Annotated in this window: 23 protein-coding genes; 13 read left to right on the forward strand and 10 right to left on the reverse strand. The window is 70.4% G+C overall.

Features of this window, described 5'->3' with window-relative positions; genetic code table 11:
* Positions 1-136 precede the first annotated feature (136 nt).
* Positions 137-2,434 (forward strand): MMPL family transporter, encoded by a 2,298-nt coding sequence (locus tag ACIBCM_RS11740; RefSeq protein ID WP_399241860.1) that lies wholly within the window; start codon positions 137-139, stop codon positions 2,432-2,434.
* A gap of 180 nt (positions 2,435-2,614) precedes the next feature.
* On the opposite strand, the gene ACIBCM_RS11745 is transcribed toward ACIBCM_RS11740, so the two are convergent.
* Positions 2,615-3,448, reverse strand: a complete 834-nt coding sequence (locus ACIBCM_RS11745; protein WP_399241861.1) for a hypothetical protein — start codon at positions 3,446-3,448, stop codon at positions 2,615-2,617.
* A gap of 114 nt (positions 3,449-3,562) precedes the next feature.
* Here ACIBCM_RS11745 and ACIBCM_RS11750 point away from each other — a divergent pair, with 114 nt between their 5' ends.
* Positions 3,563-4,492 (forward strand): hypothetical protein, encoded by a 930-nt coding sequence (locus ACIBCM_RS11750; RefSeq protein ID WP_399241862.1) that lies wholly within the window; start codon positions 3,563-3,565, stop codon positions 4,490-4,492.
* A gap of 90 nt (positions 4,493-4,582) precedes the next feature.
* Here the strand turns inward: ACIBCM_RS11750 and ACIBCM_RS11755 are convergent, their stop codons facing one another.
* The 3 genes from ACIBCM_RS11755 to sodN form a co-directional block, all read right to left on the reverse strand.
* Positions 4,583-6,682, reverse strand: a complete 2,100-nt coding sequence (locus tag ACIBCM_RS11755) for an N-acetylmuramoyl-L-alanine amidase (protein ID WP_399242105.1) — start codon at positions 6,680-6,682, stop codon at positions 4,583-4,585.
* A gap of 581 nt (positions 6,683-7,263) precedes the next feature.
* The gene (locus ACIBCM_RS11760; protein WP_399241863.1) at positions 7,264-7,833 is read right to left on the reverse strand and encodes an NUDIX hydrolase; all 570 of its coding nucleotides are present in this window, start codon (positions 7,831-7,833) and stop codon (positions 7,264-7,266) included.
* 251 nt (positions 7,834-8,084) lie between these two features.
* Entirely contained in the window at positions 8,085-8,480 is a 396-nt protein-coding gene (gene sodN, locus ACIBCM_RS11765) for a superoxide dismutase, Ni (RefSeq protein ID WP_399241865.1), read from the reverse strand.
* A gap of 150 nt (positions 8,481-8,630) precedes the next feature.
* Here sodN and sodX point away from each other — a divergent pair, with 150 nt between their 5' ends.
* Positions 8,631-9,050, forward strand: a complete 420-nt coding sequence (gene sodX, locus ACIBCM_RS11770; RefSeq protein WP_399241867.1) for a nickel-type superoxide dismutase maturation protease — start codon at positions 8,631-8,633, stop codon at positions 9,048-9,050.
* On the opposite strand, the gene ACIBCM_RS11775 is transcribed toward sodX, so the two are convergent.
* A complete protein-coding gene (locus tag ACIBCM_RS11775) occupies positions 8,954-9,583 on the reverse strand; it encodes a CGNR zinc finger domain-containing protein (RefSeq protein WP_399241869.1) in 630 nt (209 codons plus the stop codon). The two genes, sodX and ACIBCM_RS11775, sit on opposite strands and share 97 nt — an antisense overlap.
* 276 nt (positions 9,584-9,859) lie before the next feature.
* Here ACIBCM_RS11775 and ACIBCM_RS11780 point away from each other — a divergent pair, with 276 nt between their 5' ends.
* The 5 genes from ACIBCM_RS11780 (at position 9,860) to ACIBCM_RS11800 (ending at position 13,483) form a co-directional block, all read left to right on the forward strand.
* Complete coding sequence (locus tag ACIBCM_RS11780; protein WP_399242107.1) at positions 9,860-10,552, forward strand: class I SAM-dependent methyltransferase; 693 nt, start codon at positions 9,860-9,862, stop codon at positions 10,550-10,552.
* A 131-nt stretch (positions 10,553-10,683) separates the two neighbouring features.
* Positions 10,684-11,178: a SigE family RNA polymerase sigma factor gene (locus ACIBCM_RS11785; RefSeq protein WP_399241871.1), complete on the forward strand. Its 495-nt coding sequence runs from the start codon at positions 10,684-10,686 to the stop codon at positions 11,176-11,178.
* Positions 11,175-11,963, forward strand: coding sequence for a hypothetical protein (locus tag ACIBCM_RS11790; protein ID WP_399241873.1), 789 nt, complete (start codon positions 11,175-11,177; stop codon positions 11,961-11,963). The genes ACIBCM_RS11785 and ACIBCM_RS11790 overlap by 4 nt, the downstream gene beginning before the upstream one ends.
* A gap of 105 nt (positions 11,964-12,068) precedes the next feature.
* Positions 12,069-12,560 (forward strand): SigE family RNA polymerase sigma factor, encoded by a 492-nt coding sequence (locus ACIBCM_RS11795; protein ID WP_399241875.1) that lies wholly within the window; start codon positions 12,069-12,071, stop codon positions 12,558-12,560.
* The gene (locus ACIBCM_RS11800) at positions 12,557-13,483 is read left to right on the forward strand and encodes a hypothetical protein (protein WP_399241877.1); all 927 of its coding nucleotides are present in this window, start codon (positions 12,557-12,559) and stop codon (positions 13,481-13,483) included. The genes ACIBCM_RS11795 and ACIBCM_RS11800 overlap by 4 nt, the downstream gene beginning before the upstream one ends.
* Positions 13,484-13,558: 75 nt before the next feature.
* Here ACIBCM_RS11800 and ACIBCM_RS11805 read toward each other — a convergent pair whose 3' ends face one another.
* From ACIBCM_RS11805 to ACIBCM_RS11815, 3 genes are read right to left on the reverse strand one after another with little or no spacing between them, the layout of a single operon-like run.
* Entirely contained in the window at positions 13,559-14,320 is a 762-nt protein-coding gene (locus ACIBCM_RS11805) for an amino acid ABC transporter ATP-binding protein (RefSeq protein ID WP_399241879.1), read from the reverse strand.
* Complete coding sequence (locus ACIBCM_RS11810) at positions 14,317-15,279, reverse strand: amino acid ABC transporter permease (RefSeq protein ID WP_399242109.1); 963 nt, start codon at positions 15,277-15,279, stop codon at positions 14,317-14,319. Before ACIBCM_RS11810 ends, ACIBCM_RS11805 begins: the two co-directional genes overlap by 4 nt.
* A 45-nt stretch (positions 15,280-15,324) precedes the next feature.
* Entirely contained in the window at positions 15,325-16,305 is a 981-nt protein-coding gene (locus ACIBCM_RS11815) for an ABC transporter substrate-binding protein (RefSeq protein WP_399241881.1), read from the reverse strand.
* A 531-nt stretch (positions 16,306-16,836) separates the two neighbouring features.
* On the opposite strand from ACIBCM_RS11815, the gene ACIBCM_RS11820 reads away from it, so the two are divergent.
* The 5 genes from ACIBCM_RS11820 (at position 16,837) to ACIBCM_RS11840 (ending at position 21,270) form a co-directional block, all read left to right on the forward strand.
* Positions 16,837-18,054, forward strand: a complete 1,218-nt coding sequence (locus ACIBCM_RS11820; protein WP_399241884.1) for an NADP-dependent malic enzyme — start codon at positions 16,837-16,839, stop codon at positions 18,052-18,054.
* A gap of 585 nt (positions 18,055-18,639) precedes the next feature.
* A complete protein-coding gene (locus tag ACIBCM_RS11825) occupies positions 18,640-19,608 on the forward strand; it encodes a zinc-binding dehydrogenase (RefSeq protein WP_399241886.1) in 969 nt (322 codons plus the stop codon).
* Positions 19,609-19,717: 109 nt separating this feature from the next.
* A complete protein-coding gene (locus tag ACIBCM_RS11830) occupies positions 19,718-19,927 on the forward strand; it encodes a helix-turn-helix domain-containing protein (RefSeq protein ID WP_055624179.1) in 210 nt (69 codons plus the stop codon).
* The gene (locus ACIBCM_RS11835; protein WP_399241889.1) at positions 19,924-20,481 is read left to right on the forward strand and encodes a Clp protease N-terminal domain-containing protein; all 558 of its coding nucleotides are present in this window, start codon (positions 19,924-19,926) and stop codon (positions 20,479-20,481) included. The genes ACIBCM_RS11830 and ACIBCM_RS11835 overlap by 4 nt, the downstream gene beginning before the upstream one ends.
* Before the next feature lie 195 nt (positions 20,482-20,676).
* A complete protein-coding gene (locus ACIBCM_RS11840) occupies positions 20,677-21,270 on the forward strand; it encodes a dihydrofolate reductase family protein (RefSeq protein WP_399241890.1) in 594 nt (197 codons plus the stop codon).
* A gap of 197 nt (positions 21,271-21,467) precedes the next feature.
* On the opposite strand, the gene ACIBCM_RS11845 is transcribed toward ACIBCM_RS11840, so the two are convergent.
* Both ACIBCM_RS11845 and ACIBCM_RS11850 read right to left on the reverse strand, forming a co-directional pair.
* Positions 21,468-21,659: a hypothetical protein gene (locus ACIBCM_RS11845; RefSeq protein ID WP_399241892.1), complete on the reverse strand. Its 192-nt coding sequence runs from the start codon at positions 21,657-21,659 to the stop codon at positions 21,468-21,470.
* A 274-nt stretch (positions 21,660-21,933) separates the two neighbouring features.
* A complete protein-coding gene (locus tag ACIBCM_RS11850; protein ID WP_399241894.1) occupies positions 21,934-22,338 on the reverse strand; it encodes a peptidase inhibitor family I36 protein in 405 nt (134 codons plus the stop codon).
* Between the last annotated feature and the right edge of the window lie 202 nt (positions 22,339-22,540).

Raw genomic sequence — 22,540 nt, forward strand, 5'->3', positions numbered from 1 at the left:
GGTCCCGTTCGATCCGGCCGGGGAAAGACCTGGGCCGCGGAGCGGCAACTCCACGGCCCAGGAACGGAAAAGCCGTACCACATCGCCTCTCGGCGAACTCCACGGGAACGACCCTCCGAATGAAGGAGAGCAGCTCATGCTGCCCAGAATCAAATCCGGCCGCTCCCGGCCGGCCCGTACGATCAGGACGTCGACCCGCGCGATCAAGGGGCCGGCCCGGGCGGTCGAGACCCTGTCCATCTGGTCGGCCCGCCGTCCCTACCGGGCGATCATCTGCTGGCTGGTCCTCGTGCTGGCCGCCGTTCTGTCGAGCGCCCTGCTCGGCGGCACACCGGCCCGGCACAGCGACCCCGGTGAGGCGGGCCGTGCCCAGCTGATGGCCGACGCCCAGCGGGCGGGCGCCTCGGTCCGCGAGAACATCCTGATCCAGGCCGCCACCGAGGAACAGCGCGGGGCCGCGACCGCCGATCTCGTCGAGACCCTGCGCCGGACCCCCGAGGCGGCGGCGTCCATCGGCTCCCCGCTCGGCCCCGACGGAAGCCGCTGGGTCTCCGAGAACGACCGCTCCCACCTGGTCACCCTGGACGTCCGGGGCCCGGACGAGTCGTTGGACGCCCACTACGACACCGTCGTGGCCGCCGTCGACCGCGTACGCGACCGGCACCCGGACACCACGGTCGTCCAGGCCGGCGACCGCAGCCTCTCCCAGGCGGTGAACGAGGGCATCCAGGGCGACATGGACCGCGCCGAGACCACCTCGCTCCCGCTCACCCTGCTGATCCTGGTCTGCGTCTTCGGCTCACTGATCGCCGCGGGGATTCCGCTGCTGCTGTCCGCGACGGCGGTCATCGCCGCCTTCGGCCTGCTGGAACTGGCCTCTCGATGGGTGCCGTTCAACAGCGCCGCCTCCGCGATCGTGCTGCTCGTCGGCATGGCGGTCGGCATCGACTACTCCCTCTTCACCCTGCGCCGGGTGCGGGAGGAGCGCGCGGCGGGGCGCTCCGTGACGGAGGCCGTCGCCATCGCCTCCCGTACCTCCGGGCACGCCGTCGCCGTCGCCGGTCTCACCGTCATGGTGTGTATGACCGGTCTGCTGCTCACGGGCATCGATGTGTTCAAGGGGCTCACCCTCGGCACGCTCCTGGTCGTCGGTCTCGCCGTGCTCGGATCCCTGACCGTGCTGCCCGCACTGCTGACCGCCCTCGGCGACCGGGTCGACAGGGCCAGGGTCCCCTGGCTCGGGCGGCGGCGGACGGCCGCGGGCGAGTCCAGGATCTGGACCTCGGTGGCCTCGGCGGTCGTGGAACGGCCGCTGGTCGCGGGGTGCGCGGGGGTGCTCGCGCTGATCGTGCTCACGCTGCCCGCCTTCGGCATCCACCTCCAGGACGCGGCGCAGACGCAGAGCCTGCGGCCCGGGGTGTCCCCGGCCGTCGACGCGGGTCTGCGGATGCAGCAGGCGTTCCCCGGCGCGCCCGCGCCCGCCCGGGTGGTGATCTCCGAGGACGGGCCCGCGGTACGGGAGGCCGTGGAACGGCTGCGCGCCGAGGCCGCGGACAGCGGTGGGGCGCTGCGGGAGCCGATCACCCTCTCCCCGGTCGGGGACGCGCTGGTCGTACGGGTGCCGCTGGCCGGAAAGGGCACCGACCCCGTCTCCGTACGGGCACTGGAACTGCTCCGGGACCGGGCGCTGCCCGCGACCGTGGGGAAGGTCGCCGGTGTTTCGTACGCGGTCGGCGGCCGGACCGCCATGCCGTACGACTTCGCCCGCCAGGTCGGGGAGCGGACGCCGGCCGTCTTCGCCTTCGTCCTCGCCCTGGCGTTCGTCCTGCTGCTGGCCGCGTTCCGCTCGTTCGCCACCGCGCTGATGTCGATCGCGCTGAACCTGCTGTCGATCGGGGCGGCCTACGGGGTGCTGGTGTGGGTCTTCCAGGGCGGGCGGCTGGAGTCGGTGCTGGGCTTCGAGTCCTACGGGGGAGTGGTGAGCTGGATTCCGCTCTTCATGTTCATCATCCTGTTCGGGCTGAGCATGGACTACCACATCTTCATCCTCAGCAGGATCCGCGAGCGCTGGTCCGCCGGCCCGGTGAAGGCGGCGGTCGTGGGCGGCATCGGGGGAAGTGCCGGGGTGGTCACCAGTGCGGCGGTCATCATGACGGGGGTGTTCTCGGTCTTCGTGACCCTCTCGGCGATCGAGTACAAGATGCTCGGCGTGGGCATGGCGGTGGCGATCCTCATCGACGCGACCGTGGTCCGGGGGGTGCTGCTGCCCGCGGCGATGGTGTTGCTGGGGAGGCGGGCGTTCGGAACGGCGCCGGGGGCGGCTTCGCATGGGGCCGACGCGGGCGATCCGGACGCGGGCGGTGCGGGTGAGCCGGATCCGGGCGGTGCGGGTGAGCCGTATACGCGTGAGCCGGATGTGGCGGGGCGGGGGTGACCGTACGCGGGTTGGGCCGTCCCGGGTCGGCCTGGCCGTCCGGGTCGCCTCGGTCCGGGGCGGCCTCGCTGTCCGGTGCGGGCCGAACCGGGCCGGGCCTTCCCCGGGGCCGGGCCAGGACCCTCCAGAGCCGGGCTGGTTCCGGCGGCGCCCCGGGGAGCCCCCCGCTCCCGGGCCGACTCAGCCGGTCCCGGGGTGGTGGCCGGACGCCGACCGGGCGCCTGCGGCCGGTGTGAACAGCCTCCGGGCCATGGCGGAGAGCACCGCCCGATCACTGTGCGGCAGTCGCCCGCGGCGCAGGGCCCGGTACAGCGCCTGGAGTGCGCGGGGCACATGGAGGTCGTCGCTGATGGCGCCGTCGATACGGCCCAGTTCGCGCAGGCCCTCGGCGGTGAGGTGCCGCCCGGCCTCGGTATGCGAGCCGATCGCCGGAAGCGGCTCCAGCTCCCGGACGAGGCGCTCAAGCCGGCGGCGGGTGACACGGGCGTCCGCGAAGTGATCCCCGTCGCCGTGCAGCCGTGAGCACCGGAACCTGCGCGGGTGCCGGTAGTGCCCGGCCATCATCATGGCGAAGCGGAGGTCGGGCGCCGGGGTACCGCGCTCCGTCAGGTCGCGCAGGGTCGGCACCCGCCTCCCTTCCCGGTGCCAGTCGGCGAACCGGCATCCGCGGATGAGCTGAACCGGGCCGATGAGCAGATGGAGGGAGTCCCGGAGACCGCCCCCGTCCACCGGGGCGCGCAGATGGACGCAGTAGCCCGCGACCGCCCCCTGCGGGCAGCCGTCTGTACCGGGCCAGGCCGCCGGGTCCCTCGGTTCCACCCGGGGCCGGTACCCCTTCCACGCCAGCAGACGGCACCAGGCGGCCACGGCGCTCGCGGCCCGTACCGCACCGATCTCCGGGTTCTCCACGGGGTGGTCGGTGATGAGGAGCGGCTGTCCGCCCGGCCGCGGCAATGACACCGGCTGCCGGAGCCGGGCGTCGTACACGCGTATCGGGGCACCGGTGCTCGTCATGCGGGCATTGCATCACGCGTATCCGCCGCCGGGGCACGACGGCGGCGAGTGGCCCGCCCCGGGAGCTCCGGACCCCGGCCGGGGGATGCCGGAGGCGGCCTGCATGATGGCCCCATGACCGGACAGGAGAAGGCACGGGGGCCCAGGGCCCGTCGCGGGGCGTTCGCTTTAGCGGTGGCACTGATCGTGACGGCCGGTGGACTCGCCTCCGGCGACGGCCCGGCACCCTCCGTGACACGGACCGAGGTGCCCGTACTGCCCCTGGAGCGCTACGAGCTGAGTGCCGATGAGATGAGCGCGTACCAGAGAGCACAGAAACTGCTCGCCCAGCGCTGCATGGTGTCCCTCGGCTTCACCGGCTTCCCTCGGGACCCGAAGATGTGGAGCGGCATGGGCCGCACCCTCACCGCGACGCTCGTCGACACCGGCCCCTATGGGCTGCTCGATCCCGGCCAGGCGCGCCGGCTCGGCTACGGCGTCGACACGAAGGCGATCGCGGACTGGATGCCGCGGGACCGGATGATGACCGCCCGGGAGTCCGAGGTGATGTACGGGGGGTTCGAGGAGGAGCGGGAGGCGGTCGGCGGGCGCCGCGTCCCCGAGGGCGGCTGCGCCGGCGAGGCGAGCCGGCGACTCGGCCGGGGGATCGCCGACGCCACACGGATGTGGGGGTACGTTTCCGGCCGGAGGACGGCGCTGGAGAAGAAGAGCGCCGAGGACCCCCGGGTCCGGCACGCCTGGGGCGTCTGGTCCCGGTGCCTCGCCGACCGGGGCCTCGGGCGCTACGGGAACCCGGTCGACGCCTATACGGACCAGGCGTGGGGGCGCGGCCAGAACGGTGACACCTCCCGTACGCCGAGGGAGATGGCCACGGCGAAGGCCGATGTGGAGTGCAAACGGCAGCACCGCACGGTCGAGGTGTGGAGCGGGGTCCAGAAGGAGCTGGAGCGGGCCGACATAGCCCGGAACAGGACACGGTACGAGGAGGTGCGCAGGGACCTGGACGTGCTGCGGGCCAACGTCGGGCGGGCGTCGGCCGGATGAGGGTCCCCGGCCTTCCGCCGCGCACACCACCGCGCCCGGCCCTCCGGTACGGGGGAGCCGGGCGCGGCGGTTGTCACGTGGGCGGGTGGCCTACTTGAGGTGGATCAGCCCGTCCACGGTCACGGCGGGCCGGCCGGTGGTGCCGACGACCACGATCTTGATCGTGTGCTTGCCGCTGGTGGCCCAGTTCTTGGTCCAGATCGCCTCACGGTACTTCGTGGTGGCGGACTTCAGATCGACCGTGTGGGTCTTCACCCCGTCCACGTACACGTACATCTGACCGGAGGTCGCCGCGCGGGAGACCACCACCGTGGCCGAGCGGCTGGTGAAGGTCCACGAGAGCGAGGCGTTCTTGGCGCTGCTGGAGTACGACTTCCCGCCGAAGTAGCTGCTGGAGGACTTCGTCGTCCAGCTGCCGCTCTTGGTCGCGCTGGACTCCTGGAGGATCACCGGGGTGGTGCCGACCGAGATGTTCCCCCGGTTGTTCGCCCGGTCGAGCGCGGTCATCGACCAGGTGGTGGGCACGCTCAGCCTGGCGGTGTGGGGAGCGCTCGTGATCGCCGGGCCGTAGGTCTTGGCCACCGGGGCGGTGAGCCTGACCTCCTTCAGCGCGGCGTTGTCCGAGGCCTTCCACGACAGGGTCATGGGGACGGCGGAGGCGCTCACCGAACCCGAGCGCAGCCCGAGCGTGGGACCGGAGGTGAAGGTGGGCGCGGTGATGTCACCGACGACCGTCGCCGCCGTGGACAGCGTCGTCCTGCCGGACACATGCGTGGCCCGTACCTGGAGCCGGTGGGTCCCCGGGGAGAGCTTCGTCCCGGCCGTGGTGACCGTGCCCGAGGTGGTGGCGACGGGCTGGCCGTCGACGAGCAGCTCGTACTTCGAGATGAACGCGGGCGGTGTGGTGGCCTTCCAGTTCACCGTGACGGCGGCCTTGGTGTAGTACGTGGAGCCGGAGACGCCCACCCCGGTGAGGGAGGTGACGGCGAGTCCCGTGACGGAACCGCCGGCCAGGTCGCGGACGGTCGCCAGCTGGTTGTAGACCAGGTCACCCGGGCACGCGGTGGCATAGCCGTCGCGGTGGCCGTGGACGGTGTTGAAGGTCAGCCTGGCGCCCGACTGCCAGGAGCCCTTGGAGGCGGAGGAGCCCGCCGCGCCCGCCGTCAGGACGGTGGTACCGGTCGGGGAGACCCCGTACTGGCCGAGCTTCCACGCGGCGATCCGGGCGACCGACTGGAGCGCGGCCGCCGAGGGCGCGGTCTTGGTGTAGTCGCCGAGGATGGAGATGCCGGTGGTCTCGTTGTTGAAGCCGTAGGCGTGCGCGCCCACCACCGGCTGGTCCACGCCTCCCTTGCGGCCCTCGTAGATGGTGCCGCACTTGTCGACCAGGAAGTTGTAGCCGATGTCCTTCCAGGTCTTGCCGAGGTGGTACGCGTACACGCCCCGGATCACCTCGGGCGCCTGGGCGCAGGTGTAGTTGTTGGAGCCGGCGGTGTGATGCACCGTCACGGCCTTGATCTTCCCGCCGGGGAGGTACGTGGGCGCCTCGGGGCTCAGGCTCTCGTCCGCGCCCCAGCCGGAGCGCGGAGTGATCACCGGCCGCGGGGCGGTGGACGGCGGACCGGCGGGCGTCGTCGACCGCGGCGCGGACCGGGGGGCGTCCGGGGCGGGCGGGCTGTCCGGCGCGGGCGCCTTCGAGGACGTGGACGGGGCGGGCACCGGGGTGCTCGGGTCCGCCGACGGCGTCGTGGACGGGTCCTCGGTGGCGGGCGTCTCGTCGGGGGACGGCGATGTCTCGTCGGCGGGGTCGACGGGCTCCGCCGGCAGCGCGTAGGCCGCGGGCTCCATGCCCGAGACCCTGCCGGTGCCCGGGTCGATCATGTCCAGCCGCAGGCCCTTGGGCAGCTTGGTGACCTCGCCGCCCGCCGTGGCCCGTACCTCGACACCCTTCGAGGGGCCGACCCAGAGCGGGTCGGTGCCGCCACGGGTGGCTCCCTCTTCGCGCTCGCCCGCGTCACCGTCCAGGCTCTGCCAGTCGGACCACTTCCCGGACGAGGCGTCCTTCGTCCGTACTTCCACGGTTCCGGTGACCCGCGCCGAGGGGTCGGTCCAGGTGACACCCAGCATGCTGAACGGTTCGGTGTCGCGCTTGCCGAGCTTCGCCGAGGCGCCGTCCCGGGCGACCTCCATGCCCGCGGCCCGGACCTGGCTCTTGGCGGGCCGGGACTTTCCGTCCTCGCCGGCGTTGCCGCCGGGCGCGCCGGCCGTGCTCTGGATCACCAGGACGCCGGCGACTCCGGCTGCCACCGCGGCACCCGTACCCCACCATCGACGCGTTCTTCTACCGGACGGCACTACATCCCCCCATGGAATGAGAAAGTTCGATGCTCAATGAAATCACTGGTGCGTAACTTACCCGAGTTGTTTGGCGTCCCCGTGTCGGGGCAGGCTGTTACGCCGTGTCCGGCATCCGGGCAGATGGCGTACGACGGGAGGAATCGGCCACGGCCACCGAACGCCGTTCGTACGGCGGGGTGCTGACCGGGTGTGGGCCGCGGGGGCGGGGGTCGCGGGCTCGGCCGGGTGCTGTGGTCCGGGTTGCCATCGCGTGGGCGGCTTTGTGCGGGCGCCGGTGCGCTGGGTGATTCGTCCGGGTGCCTTGTCCTCGGGCTTGTCCTGTGTTTTGTCCAGGCGGCGCCGTTTCGGACGGGGGCGCTGTGGGCCGTGCCGTTTCGGACCGTGCTGCCGCGGACGGGGCCGGGAGCCGTACGCTACCCGGCGGCCCCGGCAACCCCGGTGGTTCCTGCGGTCCTGGTGGCCTCGTCCAGCAGCAGATACAGCAGGCCCGTGAGGCTGCCCCCGCTGACGATCTCCCGCCGGTCGATCATCCCCCGGATGTCCGCCATCGGAATCCACTCGATCCGGTCGGCCTCGTTCATCTCGACGGGCGGTCCCGTGTAGATGGCCGCATCGGCACGGAAGACATGGTGCTCGGAGTCGGTGATGCCGTTCGCGGGCTGGGAGTACACCAGGGGCTTTATCGCCCCCACCCGCCAGCCGGTCTCCTCCTCGACCTCCCGGGCGGCGGCCTCCCCGGGCGTCTCGCCGGGCTCGATCAGTCCCATGGGCAGTTCCCAGCCCCAGGTGTCCGTCACAAAGCGGTGCCGCCACATCATCAGCACCCGCTTCCGTGCGTCGACGACCACGGCCACCGCGAGATGCCGCAGCCGGACGACATGGTGCTCGAAGCGGTGACCGTCGGGCTGCTGGACATCCACCAGCCACAGATCGACCCAGGGATTCGCGTAGATCCGCCGTTCCCCGTGGACGGTCCACCGCATGAGCCCAGCTCCTCAGGTCGAAGGGGCTCCACCCTCCCACCTCACCCGGGCCCCCATCCCCGCTTCCGCCCCGCTTCACCCACCGGTGGCACCCGCCCGTCTCGGCGCCCCCGCGCCCACGTGGGGCGGGAGGTCCGCAAACCCGGCAAACGCCGAACGGGCCCGGCGGTATCGAACCCCGCCGGACCCGCTGTTGTGCCCTCGGCCGCCAGGAACCCGATGGGTGTGGGGTGGTGCGGAGAGCGGGCGGCTCAAGCCTTCTTGGTCTCCCAGAAGATCTTGTCGAGCTGAGCGATGTAGTCCAGCGCCTTCTGGCCCGTCGCCGGGTCCGTCGAGCCCTTGGCCGCCGAGAGTGCCTTCAGCGCGTCGTTGACGAGCTGGTGCAGTTCCGGGTACTTCTCGAAGTGCGGGGGCTTGAAGTAGTCGCTCCACAGCACCGAGACATGGTGTTTGGCGAGCTCCGCGCGCTGCTCCTTGATGACGGTGGCGCGGGCCCGGAAGTGCGGGTCCTCGTTGGCCTGGTACTTCTCCTGGACGGCCTTGACCGACTCTGCCTCGATACGGGCCTGGGCCGGGTCGTAAACGCCGCAAGGGAGGTCGCAGTGGGCGCTGACCTTCACCTTGGGGGCAAACAGGCGGGAGAGCATGGAGCTGTCCTTCCTCGTGATCGTCTTCTCAGGTGGGACATTACTCCGTGAGAGACCCGTTTTCGCGAGTGCCCCCTAGGGCTTAGGACAAAAGTCCGGGGTCACTATGGGACTGGCGGCGGAACGTACCGTGGGACTCGGAGGTGGCGGATGACTGCACAGGGGCGGGAGCCGAAAGCGCCGTTCGGGGTGGCGGAGGTGACCGGACCGTCGATGTATCCGACCCTCAGGCACGGGGACCGGCTGCTGGTGCACTACGGCGCGGAGGTCAGGCCGGGTGACATCGCCGTACTGCGCCATCCCCTCCAGCAGGATCTGCTCATCGTCAAACGGCTGATCGAGCGACGTGACGGCGGCTGGTGGGTGCTCGGGGACAACCCGGGGGCCGAGGGCGACAGCCGGCTGTTCGGCACCGTGCCGGATGAACTGCTCCTCGCGCGGGTGCGGGGCAGGTACCGGCCGCTGGAGCCGGGTCAGCGGTCGCCGCGGGCGCTCGCCTCCTGGATGTTCGGCGCGCTGCGGCCCGTACTCTGCGACCGCTCCGTCTCCAGGCGCTTGCGGGCGCGGTAGGCGGCCACATTGGCGCGGGTCGCGCAGCGGTCCGAGCAGTAGCGGCGGGAGCGGTTGGTCGAGGTGTCGAGGTAGGCGTTGCGGCAGGGCGGCGCCTGGCACAGCCCGAGCCGGTCGACCCCGTACTCCGTCAGATGGAACGCCAGCCCCATCGCGGCGATCGCCGCGTACCCCGCCGTCGCGTTCGACGGGTGGTCCGCCAGATGCATGTGCCACTTGGGGCGGCCGTCGTCGTCCCGGAAGTCGTGGCCCGAGATCTGGGGGCTGACGGGGAACTCCAGCAGCAGTGAGTTCAGAAGGTCGACGGCCCCGGTCTCGTCGCCCGCGTCGGCCGCGGTGAAGACGGCCCGCAGCCTTCCCCGTACCGAACGGAACCGGGTCACATCCGCGTCGGTGGCCCGGCGCGCCGCCTGGGCGGACGGGCCGAACAGCTCACGGATGGAGTCCACCGAGGTGAGGGAGTCCTTGTTACGGGCCGGCTCCTCGGTGTTGACCAGGCGCACGGCATAGTCCGAGTAATAGGCCAGTTCCACTTGTAGTCCTTACCGGGGCGGTCTAGGGTCGGAATGCTGGAAGTAATGGACGTTTATCGTTACAGGGTATTACGGAGGGGAGGTTCCATGTCGGAGTCGGGGAGTGGTGCGGCGGCCCGGGAACAGGCCGGGACGGCGGCGCGAGGGAAGGGTGCGAAAAAGGAGCAGGAGGAGGCGACGGGTACGGGGGCCGGGGCTGGGGCGGAGACGGCGGCGGACACGGGAGCCGACTGGCGGGCCTGGCAGCGGAGCTGGGACCGCCAGCAGGAGTGGTACATGCCCGATCGCGAGGAGCGGTTCCGGGTCATGCTGGACATGGTCGAGGCCACGGTCGGTCCCGGACCACGGGTCCTGGACCTCGCGTGCGGTACGGGAAGTATTACGGACAGGCTCCTCCAACGGTTCCCGAACGCCGTCAGTACGGGGGTCGACCTGGACCCCGCCCTGTTGACCATCGCCCGGGGCTACTTCTGTGCCGACGAACGGGTCACCTTCGTCACCGCCGATCTCACCGATCCCGGCTGGACGTCGAAGCTGCCGTACGGCACCTATGACGCCGTACTCACCGCGACCGCGCTCCACTGGCTCCGGGGCGGTCCCCTCGCGACGCTCTACGGACAGCTCGCCGGACTCGTCCGCGACGGCGGTGTCTTCCTGAACGCCGACCATATGATCGACCGCACCACCCCCCGTATCAACGCCGCCGAGCGCGCCCACCGCCACGCCCGGATGGAGCGCGCCAAGGAGAAGGACGGAGCCGTCGACTGGGCGCGGTGGTGGGAACTCGCCGCCGGGGATCCCGTACTCGCCGGGCCCACCGCCCGGCGTTTCGAGATCTTCGGTGAGCACGCCGACGGCGAGACCCCCTCCGTCCGGTGGCATGCCGAGACCCTGCTCTCCGCCGGATTCGCCGAGGCGCGCCCGGTCTGGTCCTCGCCGTGCGACAGCCTCCTTCTGGCCTTGAAGTAGGTTTCGGGGGAGCAGGGGAGCAGGAGATTCGGGGCCGGGAAAAAAGGGCGGGTCCGGGTGCAACTTTTCACCGCTCCCACCGCACAGGAGAGGTGGAGGCTTCGCGTCTGCGGGCCGGGAAGGGGCGGGGGATGTCGCGGATCGAGGCCGACGCTGCGCTGCACGCCTTCGTGGAGGCAAGGCGTACGGCGCTGTTCCGCAGTGCCTATCTGCTGTGCGGGGACCGGGACGAAGCGGACGATCTCGTTCAGACGACGCTGGTGAAGGTGGTGGCCTCCGGGCGGCGGCAGGTGCGCCTGGACAACATCGAGGCGTACACCCGTAAAACGCTGATCAACACCTTCATCGCCTCCCGCCGGAGGTTCTGGCGGCGCGAGCACTCCTACGGAGAACTGCCCGACCACGTCGAGCGGGCCGCCACCGACACGGAAACGGGACTGATGGTCCGTGCCGCCCTCGGCCGGCTCAGCGACAAGCAGAGAGCCGTGGTGGTGCTGCGCTACTGGGAGGACCTGAGCATCGCCGAGACCGCGAGGCTGCTGGGAATGCGGGAGAACACGGTCAAGAGCCACGCGGCCCGGGGGCTCGCCGCACTGCGCGCCGAGGTGCAGGAGGAGTTCGCATGAGCGACATCAGGCTGATGCTGGAGCGTGTCGCCGAGGAGGGGGGGCGGACCACGGTCACCTCGGAGGCGGTGCACGCGGGTGCCCGGAAGCTGCGCCGCAAGCGCCGGGCGCTGATCTCCGGGGCGCTGGCCGCGGTCGTCCTGGCGGGGGTGGTGGCCGTGCCGGTGCTGGACCAGTTCCGCGACGGGGCCGACCGGACGAATGCCGCGGCGAAGGGGAAGCCGAAGACCAAGGACGCCCAGAGCCGCCGGCTCGCACAACTGCTGCCCGAGGGCTTCGAGCTGATCGAGAGGGTCGGTTCCATCAAACAGGCTCTGGTCCATGAGGGGCGGTTTCCCGTCAAGCATTTTGGTACATGGGGCCTCGGCGAGAACGTCGGTGACCCGGGGCTCGGTCCGCTTGACGGGGAGTACAGCGTCGTCAGGGCGGGGCAAGAAGGAGGTATCAGCATCACCGTCCTGTCCGCGAACTACGTCGACATGGCGACCAGCGGGGGGCTCGGCACACGGTTCTGCACATCCGAGGTGCCGGGATCGATCGGGGAATGCGTGACGACTGAACTTTACGACGGCCGGACCCTGGTCACCTGGCGAGTTCCCGACGATGAAGGGACTTCCCACATCATCGGATACCTCACCCTCAAGAACGGCGATGTACTCGTCGTCGACGCCCAGAGCACACTCCGTCCGAAGTCGGCCGACTCCCGACCGGACTATCCGCCGCTGGACCGCGAAGAGCTGACCGGTCTGATGGCCAACCGGCACGAACTTCTCCCCAAGGGCTGAGAACCCGCCCGCGGAATTTCCCGGTGCGGGCGCAACCGCTGCCTCCTCCCACCGCACTGGTGAGGACGAGAGGGTCCGCATCTGCGGGCCGGGAAGGGGCGGGGGATGTCGCGGACCGAGGCCGACGCCGCGCTGCGCCAGTTCGTGGAAGGGCGACGGAAAGCGCTGCTCCGCAGCGCCTATCTGCTGTGCGGGGACCGGGACGAGGCCGACGATCTCGTTCAGACGACGCTGGTGAAGGTGGTGCTCGGCGGCCGGAGGCATGTCCGCCTGGACAATATCGAGGCCTACGCGCGCAAGACGCTGATCAACACCTTCATCGCGTCCCGCCGCCGGTTCTGGCGGCGGGAGCATCCGTACGGGGATCTGCCCGAGGTGCCCGAGCCCGACCATGACACGGACACCGGTCTGGTGGTCCGTGCGGCGCTCGCCCGGCTCAGTGCCAAGCAGCGCGCGGTGGTGGTCCTGCGGTACTGGGAGGACCTGAGCGTCGCGGAAACCGCGAGGCTGCTGGGGATGCGGGAGAACACGGTCAAGAGCCACGCGGCCCGGGGGCTCGCGGTGTTGCGTACCGAAGTGCAGAAGGAGTTCGCGTGAGCAGCGGCAGCGGCATCGATGAAAGCCACGCCATCAAGGCACTCCTGGACGATGCCGAGCGCCACGCCGAAGGCAGCGGTCGGTCCGCCGTCACCACCGAGACGGTGTACGCGGGGGCGGCGAGGGCCCGGTGGCGCAGGCGGGCCGCGATGGCCGGGGCCGCCGTGGCCGTGGTCCTCGCGGGCGTGGTCACCGTACCGGTGCTGGACCGGGGGGAGGACGGACCGAAGGTGCGGCAGAGCACCCTCGCCGCGGAGGGGATCAACCCCGGGGACATCAGGGGCAGGGCACAGGCCAAGCGGCTCGCCACGGTGCTGGACGGGATGTTCCCGAACATCACCAAGGTCGAGAAGGTGCAGTCGGGGTCTCTGTGGCTGCCGGGGCAGCAGGTCGCCTGGGAAACCAAGCCCACGGCCCGCGCACAGCCCGGTGCGCTCGACGGGCACTACCTGGTCACCACTGTTGTGGAGGGCGAGAAGCGGTACTCCGCCATGAGCTTCACGGTGCTGGACAAGCCGACCGTCCTCAGTACCGAGACACCCATCGACGTGCCGGGTGATATCTGCAGGCCCACCTCCGAGCTCACGCTGCGCGGCTGCCAGCGCCGGGAACTGCCCTCGGGACAGGTACTCACCACCTGGGCGGGGTCAGGGAACTTCGAGCCCAACGACGTGCCCTGGACCGTTGAGAACCATGCGCTGCTCACCCTCCCCAGTGGCGGGGTGCTGCTGTACGCGGACGGTGCCCAGGCCGCGAGTGACAAGGTCTTCGCCCGCGTCCGGTCCGGCAACGGCGAGCTCAAAGGAACCCACAAAGGTCTCAGGAACCCCGTCAGGCGTGCGAACAAGCAGGACTTCGTGGCGCTCACCCGTGACGAAGTGCGGGAGCTGATCGTCCGGCCCGAGTTCCTTCCCCCGGGCTGAGGGGCCCGGCGGACAAGGGTGTGGGCGGTACGGAGACCTCCGTACCGCCCACACCCGCGTTCACCGTGCCTCGTCTCAGAGGACCTTCGACAGAAACGACTTCGTCCGCTCGTGCTGGGGGTCCGTCAGGACATCACGCGGATGGCCGGACTCGACCACCATGCCGTCGTCCATGAACACCAGCGCGTCACCGACCTCCCGCGCGAAGCCCATCTCGTGGGTGACCACGATCATCGTCATGCCGTCCTCGGCGAGAGAGCGCATGACGTCGAGGACATCGCCCACCAGCTCCGGGTCGAGCGCCGACGTCGGCTCGTCGAAGAGCATCAGCTTGGGCTCCATCGCCAGGGCGCGGGCGATCGCGACCCGCTGCTGCTGGCCGCCGGAGAGCTGGGAGGGGTAGTTGCCCGCCTTGTCGGCGAGGCCGACCCGGTCGAGGAGCCGTTCCGCGCGGGCGCGGGCTACCGCCTTGGCCTCGCCCTTGACCTGGACGGGCGCCTCCACGATGTTCTCCAGCGCCGTCATATGCGGGAAGAGGTTGAAGCGCTGGAAGACCATGCCGATGTCCCGGCGCTTCAGGGCGACCTCGCTGTCCTTGAGCTCGTACAGCCTGTCGCCCCGCTGGCGGTAGCCGACCAGTTCGCCGTCGACGTACAGCCTGCCCGCGTTGATCTTCTCCAGGTGGTTGATGCACCGCAGGAAGGTCGACTTGCCGGAACCGGACGGGCCGATCAGACAGAAGACCTCACGCGGGGCGACCTCCAGATCGATGCCCTTGAGGATATGGGCGGGGCCGAAGGACTTGTGGACGCCCTCCGCCTTCACCATCGCGCTCATCGGACACCTCCGGAGGTACGCCTGCCGAGGCCGGCGAGATTGGCTCTGACCCGCTGCCAGGGGGTGGGCGGCAGACTGCGCTGCGACCCCCGGGCGTACCGCCGCTCCAGGTAGTACTGCCCGACCGTGAAGACACTGGTCATCACGATGTACCAGATGGACGCGACGAACAGCATCTCCATCACCGCGTACGACGTGGAGCCGATCTGCGAGGTGGAGCGGAGCAACTCGTTGTAGGTGACCGCGTACACCAGTGACGAGGTCTTGAGCATATTGATGAACTCATTGCCCGTCGGCGGGATGATCACCCGCAGTGCCTGGGGCAGGACGACCCGGCGCATCGTCTTGGACTGGGTCATACCGAGCGCGTGGGACGCCTCGCTCTGGCCCTCGTCCACCGACAGGATGCCCGCGCGGCAGATCTCCGCCATGTACGCGGCCTCATTGAGGCCGAGGCCCAGCAGGGCGCACATGAACGGCGTCATGACGTCGGTCATCTCGTCCTTGTAGATGCCCGGGATGTTCAGCACGGGGAAGATCAGTGCCAGGTTGAACCAGAGCAGCAGCTGGACATAGACCGGGGTGCCCCGGAAGAACCAGATGTACAGCCAGGCGACCCAGCTGGTCACCGGGTTCTTCGAGAGGCGCATGACCGCGAGGAGCACGCCCAGCGCCACACCCAGGACCATCGCGAGCACGCTGATCAGCAGGGTACGGCCCGCGCCCTTGAGCACGGTGTCGTCGAAGACCTTGTCGCCGACCGCGCTCCACTGGACATCGGCCCCTGCGAACGCGTAGATCAGCCCCACCAGCAGCGCGATGACGACGACACCGCTGATCCAGCGGCCGACGTGCCGCACCGGAATGGCCCTGATCGTCTCGGGTGCGGGTCCTCCACCCGGGCCCCCGGGGAGGCCGGACTCCTTGGAGAGCCGCACCGGGGGCACCTTGTCGAACATCTCGGAACTGTCAGTCACGGTGACTGCCCTTCGGGGACGCGCCGGTCACTTGCCGCCGTTGATCGCGGCCTTGTCGATCGCACCGCTGGTGGCGCCCCACTTCTCCAGGACCTTCTTGTACGAGCCGTCCGCGATGATCGCGTCGACCGCCTCCTTGAGCGCGTCACGGAGGCCGGTGTTGTCCTTGTTCACGGCCATGCCGAACGGTCCGGCGTCGATCTGCTCGCCGACCACCTCGAACGCGTTGCCGCCGTCCGCCTTGCGGGACAGGTCCAGGGCGACCGGGTAGTCGTTGACGCCGGCGACCGCGCCGCCGGACTTCACCCGGGTCTGCGCCTCGGTGTCGTTCTCGAAGGACTCGATCTTGACGGCGGGCTTGCCCCCGTCCTTGCAGGTCTTGGACTGGGTCTGGAGGGCCTTCTCATAGGTGGTGCCGCGCTGGACGGCCGCGGTCTTGCCGCACAGGTCCCCGATGGACTTGATCCCCTGGGGGTTGCCCTTCTTGGTGTAGACGGCGGTGCCGGCGATGAAGTAGTCGACGAAGTCGACGCCCTTGCCGAGCTTCTTGCCGTTCTCGTCCAGGCCCTCCTGGCGCTGCTTGTTGTCCGTGATGGACGACATGGCCACATCGTGGCGGCCCGAGTTCAGCGCGGTGATCAGGCCGTCGAAGGAGCCGGAGGTGAACTCGAACTTCACACCCAGCTTCTTGCCCAGCTCGGCCGCGATGTCGGGGTCCACACCGACGATCTTGCCGTTCTCGACGGACTCCATGGGGGCGTACTCGGCGTTGGTGCCGACCTTGATCACGCCCGACTTCTGGTACTTCTCCGGGAGCTTGTCGAAGAGCGGAGCGCTGTTCGACGTTCTGTCGCCGCCCGATTCCTTTGAACCGCTGTCGGTCTGGTCACCGCATGCGGTCAGCAGCAGGGTGCCGGCGACCGCGAGGGCACCGACCGCCGTGAACCGGGAGACAACGGACTTCCGGTGCTTCGCGGGGGCGGTGCTGCGCGTGGTGCGTGCGGTCATCTTCGGGATCCTCCGGCGTGTCAGTGAGCTGCCATTTCCTGTTCGTATCGCGGATACGTACCCGTCTTCGAGTGCCGCGACCTTGTGTGTTTTCGGCATCTTGCCATTCGGACTGGTTCATTCAGGGCCCCGCGCATGTCAAAATCGGGTAACGGGACACCCCCGACCCTTCTCAGGCCGGTACATCAGGACCGGACCATCAACGGGAATCTTTCCTTCCAGCCGGAAGATCTGCGGTCCCCGGCCCTCTGCGGGCCGGATCAATAGGACAAGTTGCCTATGTCCTGACATTGGGCGATGAGTACTGCCCCTGATGGGATATGGACTCGTCGTCAGCGGCCTCGTTCGGGTAAGAAGGACTCTTACACCCCTCATCAGGGGCTCAGGGCGCGTGTGCGGCGCGCCCGCGCGTACGTACCTCCCCCCACCGGGCGGCCAGACCGCCGAGGCGGGGCACGTACGCGGTGCCCGCCCACCCCTCCTCACCAGGAGTGGAAACCCTCAACCGATGAAGACCTAAGGGGTCAACCCATGGCAGCGGAGATCGTCAATCCTCCCAGCGACACCGAGAACGGCACAGAAGGCTCTCCCGAGGAGCCCTTCGATCCCGCCTTCGCACTGCACCGCGGCGGCAAGATGGCCGTCCAGGCCACCGTGCCGGTCCGTGACAAGGACGACCTGTCCCTCGCGTACACCCCCGGTGTCGCCAAGGTCTGCAGCGCGATCGCCGAGCAGCCGGACCTGGTCCACGACTACACCTGGAAATCGCAGGTCGTCGCCGTGGTGACCGACGGCACAGCGGTGCTCGGACTCGGTGACATCGGCCCGGAGGCCTCGCTCCCCGTGATGGAGGGCAAGGCGATCCTGTTCAAGCAGTTCGGCGGGGTGGACGCGGTGCCGATCGCGCTCGCCACGACCGACACGGACGAGATCGTCGAGACGGTGGTGCGTCTCGCGCCGTCCTTCGGGGGCGTCAACCTGGAGGACATCTCCGCGCCGCGCTGCTTCGAGATCGAGCGCAAGCTCCAGGAGCGGCTGGACATCCCCGTCTTCCATGACGACCAGCACGGTACGGCGGTCGTCACCCTCGCGGCCCTGAGGAACGCGGCCAAGCTGACCGGGCGCGGCCTCGGCGAGCTGCGCGCGGTGATCTCGGGCGCGGGCGCGGCCGGTGTCGCCATCGCGAAGTTCCTGCTGGAGGCCGGTCTGGGGGATGTGGCGGTCGCCGACCGCAAGGGCATCGTCAGCCGGGACCGCGAGGATCTGAACGACGTGAAGCGCGAGCTGGCGGACCTCACCAACAAGGCCGGGCTCTCCGGTTCGCTGGAGTCCGCGCTGGCCGGCGCGGATGTGTTCATCGGCGTCTCGGGCGGCACGGTGCCGGAGGCGGCCGTCGCGTCGATGGCCCCCGGCGCGTATGTCTTCGCCATGGCCAACCCGGACCCCGAGGTCCACCCCGATGTCGCGCACAAGTACGCCGCCGTCGTGGCGACCGGCCGCAGCGACTTCCCCAACCAGATCAACAACGTGCTCGCCTTCCCGGGGATCTTCGCGGGCGCGCTCCAGGTGCGGGCGTCCCGGATCACCGAGGGCATGAAGATCGCCGCCGCGAACGCGCTGGCGGACGTCGTGGGCGATGAGCTGGCCGCCGACTACGTCATCCCCTCGCCGTTCGACGAGCGGGTGGCCCCGGCGGTCACCGCCGCCGTCGCCGCCGCCGCGCGGGCCGAGGGCGTCGCCCGGCGCTGAGGCGCCGCGCGCCGAGTCCGCTGCCGTACGGAACGGGCGGGCCGTGTCGCAGACCCGGGGTTCGAGGGGTTCCCCGCGGAGCGCGACGCGGCCCGTTCCGCTGTTCCGCCGTGTGTCTGTTCCGCCGTGCGTTGCTGTACGGGGGCGGGCGGGCGTCCCGGCCCGGGCGCGGGGTGTGTGGCCGCCCGGGGTGGCAGCGCAAGGGGCCGAGTGTTCCGCCGCCCGGGGCAGCATCAGAACGGACGGGTGTGGGTGCCGTGGGCTGGGCCGCTCCGGGGTTCCGGCGGGCGCCTGTCGCGCGGGTGTGGGGCCCGGGGCCCGGCCCGGCGGCGTGTCCCGGCGGGTGCGGTGGCTTGTGGGCGCCCGGGTGCGGGGTGTGTGGCCGCCCGGGGTGGCAGCAGAACGCCCGGGTGCGCGGGACACGCACGGAACGGTCGCGTGCGGGCTGCCCGGGACAAGGCACAACGGGCCCCGCGCGGCGGTCGGCGCGACCCGTGCCCGTCGGCGTCCGCCGCGCCGGGGACGCGGTGCGTGTCACACCCGGGAGCCGTTCCGCCCAGGTGGCGGCCGTCCTAGGGTCGGGCCATGTTCGCCGCCTACGCAGCCCGTATCGACCGTGACCATCCGCTGAACGGCCTGGAACTGGGCGAGCGCCCGGCTCCCGAGGACCGTCCCGGCTGGACCACCGTCACCGTGAAAGCCGCCTCCCTCAACCATCACGACCTCTGGTCCCTGCGGGGCGTCGGCCTCCCCGCGGAGAAACTGCCGATGATCCTCGGCTGCGATGCCGCGGGGATCGACGCGGACGGCAACGAGGTGGTGATCCACTCCGTCATCGGCCAGAGCGGGCACGGCGTCGGACTCCATGAGCGCCGCTCCCTGCTCACCGAGCACTACCAGGGCACCTTCGCCGAGCAGGTCACCGTGCCCGCGTGGAACGTCCTGCCCAAGCCCAGGGAGCTGAGCTTCGAGCAGGCCGCCTGTCTGCCGACGGCCTGGCTCACCGCGTACCGCATGCTCTTCACCAACGCCGGGGTGCGCCCGGGTGACTCCGTACTCGTCCAGGGCGCGGGCGGGGGCGTCGCGACCGCCGCGATCGTCCTCGGCCGGGCCGCGGGGCTGCGGATGTACGCCACCAGCCGTGACGAGGCCAAGCGCAAGCGGGCGGTGGAGCTGGGCGCTCAGGAGGCGTACGAGCCGGGGGCGCGGCTCCCGGGGCGCGTGGACGCCGTGATCGAGACGGTCGGGGCGGCGACCTGGTCGCACTCGATCAAGAGTCTGCGGCCCGGGGGAACGCTGGTGATCTCCGGCGCGACCAGCGGCGACCGGCCCGACCACGCCGAGCTGACGCGGATCTTCTTCCTGGAGCTGAAGGTCGTCGGCTCCACGATGGGCTCCAAGGACGAGCTGGAGGACCTCCTTTCCTTCTGTGCGGCGACGGGGGTACGGCCGGTGATCGACCAGGTGCTTCCGCTGGACCGCGCGCGGGAGGGGTTCGAGCGGATGGCCGACGGTGAGCTGTTCGGAAAGATCGTGCTGACACCCTCCTCCTGAGCTGATCGGTTCGGGCTGCTTCGGGAGTCTCTCCGGGGCACTTCGAGAGTACGGCCGCGCGTGTCAACCGGGGTTGACTGTGGACAACTGTCAATATAAATTGACAGGCATGACTGAGGCAACGGATCTCGCCGAGCGCGCGGGCGACCGCGACCCACGGGTCGGGCTCCGGGCGGTCGCCGCACTGCGGCGGCTACTCGAACAGCTTGAGGCCGTACAGGTCCGCAGCGCGCGCAATCAGGGCTGGTCATGGCAGGAGATCGCGGCCGAGCTGGGCGTCAGCCGGCAGGCCGTACACAAGAAGCACGGGAGGCGATGATGTTCGAACGGTTCACCCCGGAGGCCCGGGATGTCGTGAAGCAGTCCGTGGCCGTCTCCGAACGGGCGGGCGCGGACGTGGTCACCGAGGAGCATCTGCTGCTCGCGCTGATGGAGCAGGAGGGCACCCGGGCGGCCTTCGCCTTCACCGCGCTCGGGATCACGGACCGGCGCGAGTCCGTCCGGAGCGCCCTCTCCGAAGCCCACCGGCGCGCGGGTATCTCCCGGTCCGAGGTGGAGGCGCTCGCGGGCCTCGGTGTCGATGTCGACGAGATCGTGGCCCGGGCGGAGGAGAGCCACGGCCAGGGGGTGCTCCGGACCGGCGCCCGGACCGGGCGCCGCCGGTTCCTGGCCAGGACCTTCACCCGCGCTGCCCAGGACACCCTGGTCCGTTCCCTCCGTATCGCCACGGGCCGCGGTGACCGCCGGATCGGCGGCGAGCACTTCCTTCTCGCTCTCACGGCCCGGCAGGGCGTCGTCTCCGAGGTCCTCGCCGACCACGGGGCGACCTACGCGTCGGTGGAGCGGGTGATTTACGGCGCCGCCCCCGCCTGAGCCCGGCGTCACCGGCCCGGCCCACCCGGCTGCCCGGGCAGCCGCCGGAGTCTCCCGCGCCACGGCCCCGGCACCGACGAACGGTCGATTCTGTGCGGTACCGATGAGTTCGGTGCATGGTGAACGTCAACCCCGGGAGTACGTCAACGGGAGAGCGCCCGCCACGGGTGTGCCGGGCGCTGCAAGGAGTCTGTGATGGGAAATCTGGTAGCCGTCGAGTTCATGACGCTGGACGGCGTCATGCAGTCCGTACTGTCGGCGGACGAGGACCGTGAAGGAGGGTTCGACCAGGGCGGCTGGGTCCTGCCGTATGTCGACGAGGTCGTGGAGACCTTTATGAGTTCCGCCACCGCCGGGGCCTCGGCGATGCTCGTGGGGCGCAGGACGTACGAGATCTTCGCGGCGACCTGGCCGGCCGCCGACCCCGCCGACCCCGCGGTCGCGGCGATGAACGCGATGCCCAAGTACGTCGTCTCGCGCACCCTCGGCGACGATCTCCCCTGGGCGAACTCCCTGCGGATCGGCCCGGACCTCCCCGGGGAGGTGGCGAGGATCAAGCGCGGAACCGAGGGAGACATCGTGGTGCTCGGCAGCGGGGAACTGCTCCGGAGCCTGATCGCTCTGGACGCCGTCGACGAGTACCGGCTGCTCGTCTTCCCGCTCCTCCTGGGCAGGGGGAAGCGGCTGTTCGACGGGGGAACCGTGCCGAGCCGGCTGTCGCTCGTGGACACGAAGACCTCCACGAGCGGCGTCCTGATCACGACGTACCGGCGCGTAACGCCCGCCTAGCGCGTACCCCGGCCGGAACGCCTGCCGTCGCCGGGCCGGCCGTCCTCGCCGTACGCGGGCCGTCCCCGCCGGTGCGCCGTACGTACGAGCGCGGACGGCCCGGCGCCACCGGCGGCGGCACGGATATCTCAACCGCCACCGGCCCGGAAGCACTCAAGGGCTTGCAGGGAATCAAGGTGTTGCTCCCCTGCAAGCCCCTAGCAGGGCGGGACGGAGCCTTCGACGTAGACGACCGACTGCTCCGACCAGCCGCGTACGCCGGTGGTGCCGTTGGTCAGGTGGTACCAGACCATCTGAGGCGCTACGGGCCGTGCGCAGTGCACCGTGACCCGGTGGCTGCGATAGCCGAGTCCGGCGACGGGGTAGGCCGTGCCGGGTCCGGTGCGCATGCGAGCACCATCGACCCGGAACTCGGCGTAGGCCGCGGTGAGAGCCGGTGCCGAGGCGGGTGCCGCGTGTGCGGAAGGCGCGGCCGTGAATGCCGCGGAGAGCGCCAGGCCGACCGCCATGGCACAGCGCAGAACGCGGCGGCGGGTCGGGGAGAGTGCTGTCGGGGAGAGCGTTGTCGGGGGGAGCGTTACGGCACCGCCGGTACGTGCGGGTACGACAGGTGTGTCCGATCCATCATTGCTCATTGCTTTTTCCTCCGGCGCGAGAGCTGAATCAGCAGAAGACCCTGAACCCGTCGGCCTGGTCGTTCTGGTTGGCAGGGAAGTTGGTTTGCGGGGTGTTGGCGGAGACGGCGCGCATCAGCTTCCAGTCGTCGAATTTCCAGTTGTAGATGTGGGCGAGGAAGCGGCTGCGGTTCCAGAACGAGGTGACCTTGTCGCCCTGGCCCACCGAGCCGATGTTGACCACTCCCATCGGGGTGCACTCGTCGTACGCGTACATCAGCCGGCCGCCGTCCCGGTCCTCGAACAAACAGAAGTGCCCGGGCGGACAGTCGTTCCAGGCTGCCGGGGCCTTGCCGACGGCCGGGCCGGTGGCCGGAGCGGCGCCGGCGGGTGATGCCGCGCCGCCCGAGAACACCAGGGCGAGGGCGGCAGCGGCGAAGACGGCTTTCCTCATCGTTCTTCTCCTCCTACGAGAGTTGCGGGAGCGCGGGACACTTCTTCCGGGCCGCGATGAACCGTTGGCACGGGAATCTCTCCGTCGGGTTTCGCGTGATGGAATGTCGTGAGGGAATGCACTGTTCGAGAATCAGCGGACCGTCTCCGTCACAACCCGTACGGGTGTCGGCCGGGAGCGCCGGATCTTTCGCTGGAAGTGT

Origin of the sequence: Streptomyces sp. NPDC051018 (assembly GCF_044456085.1) — a bacterium.
Taxonomy (GTDB): domain Bacteria; phylum Actinomycetota; class Actinomycetes; order Streptomycetales; family Streptomycetaceae; genus Streptomyces.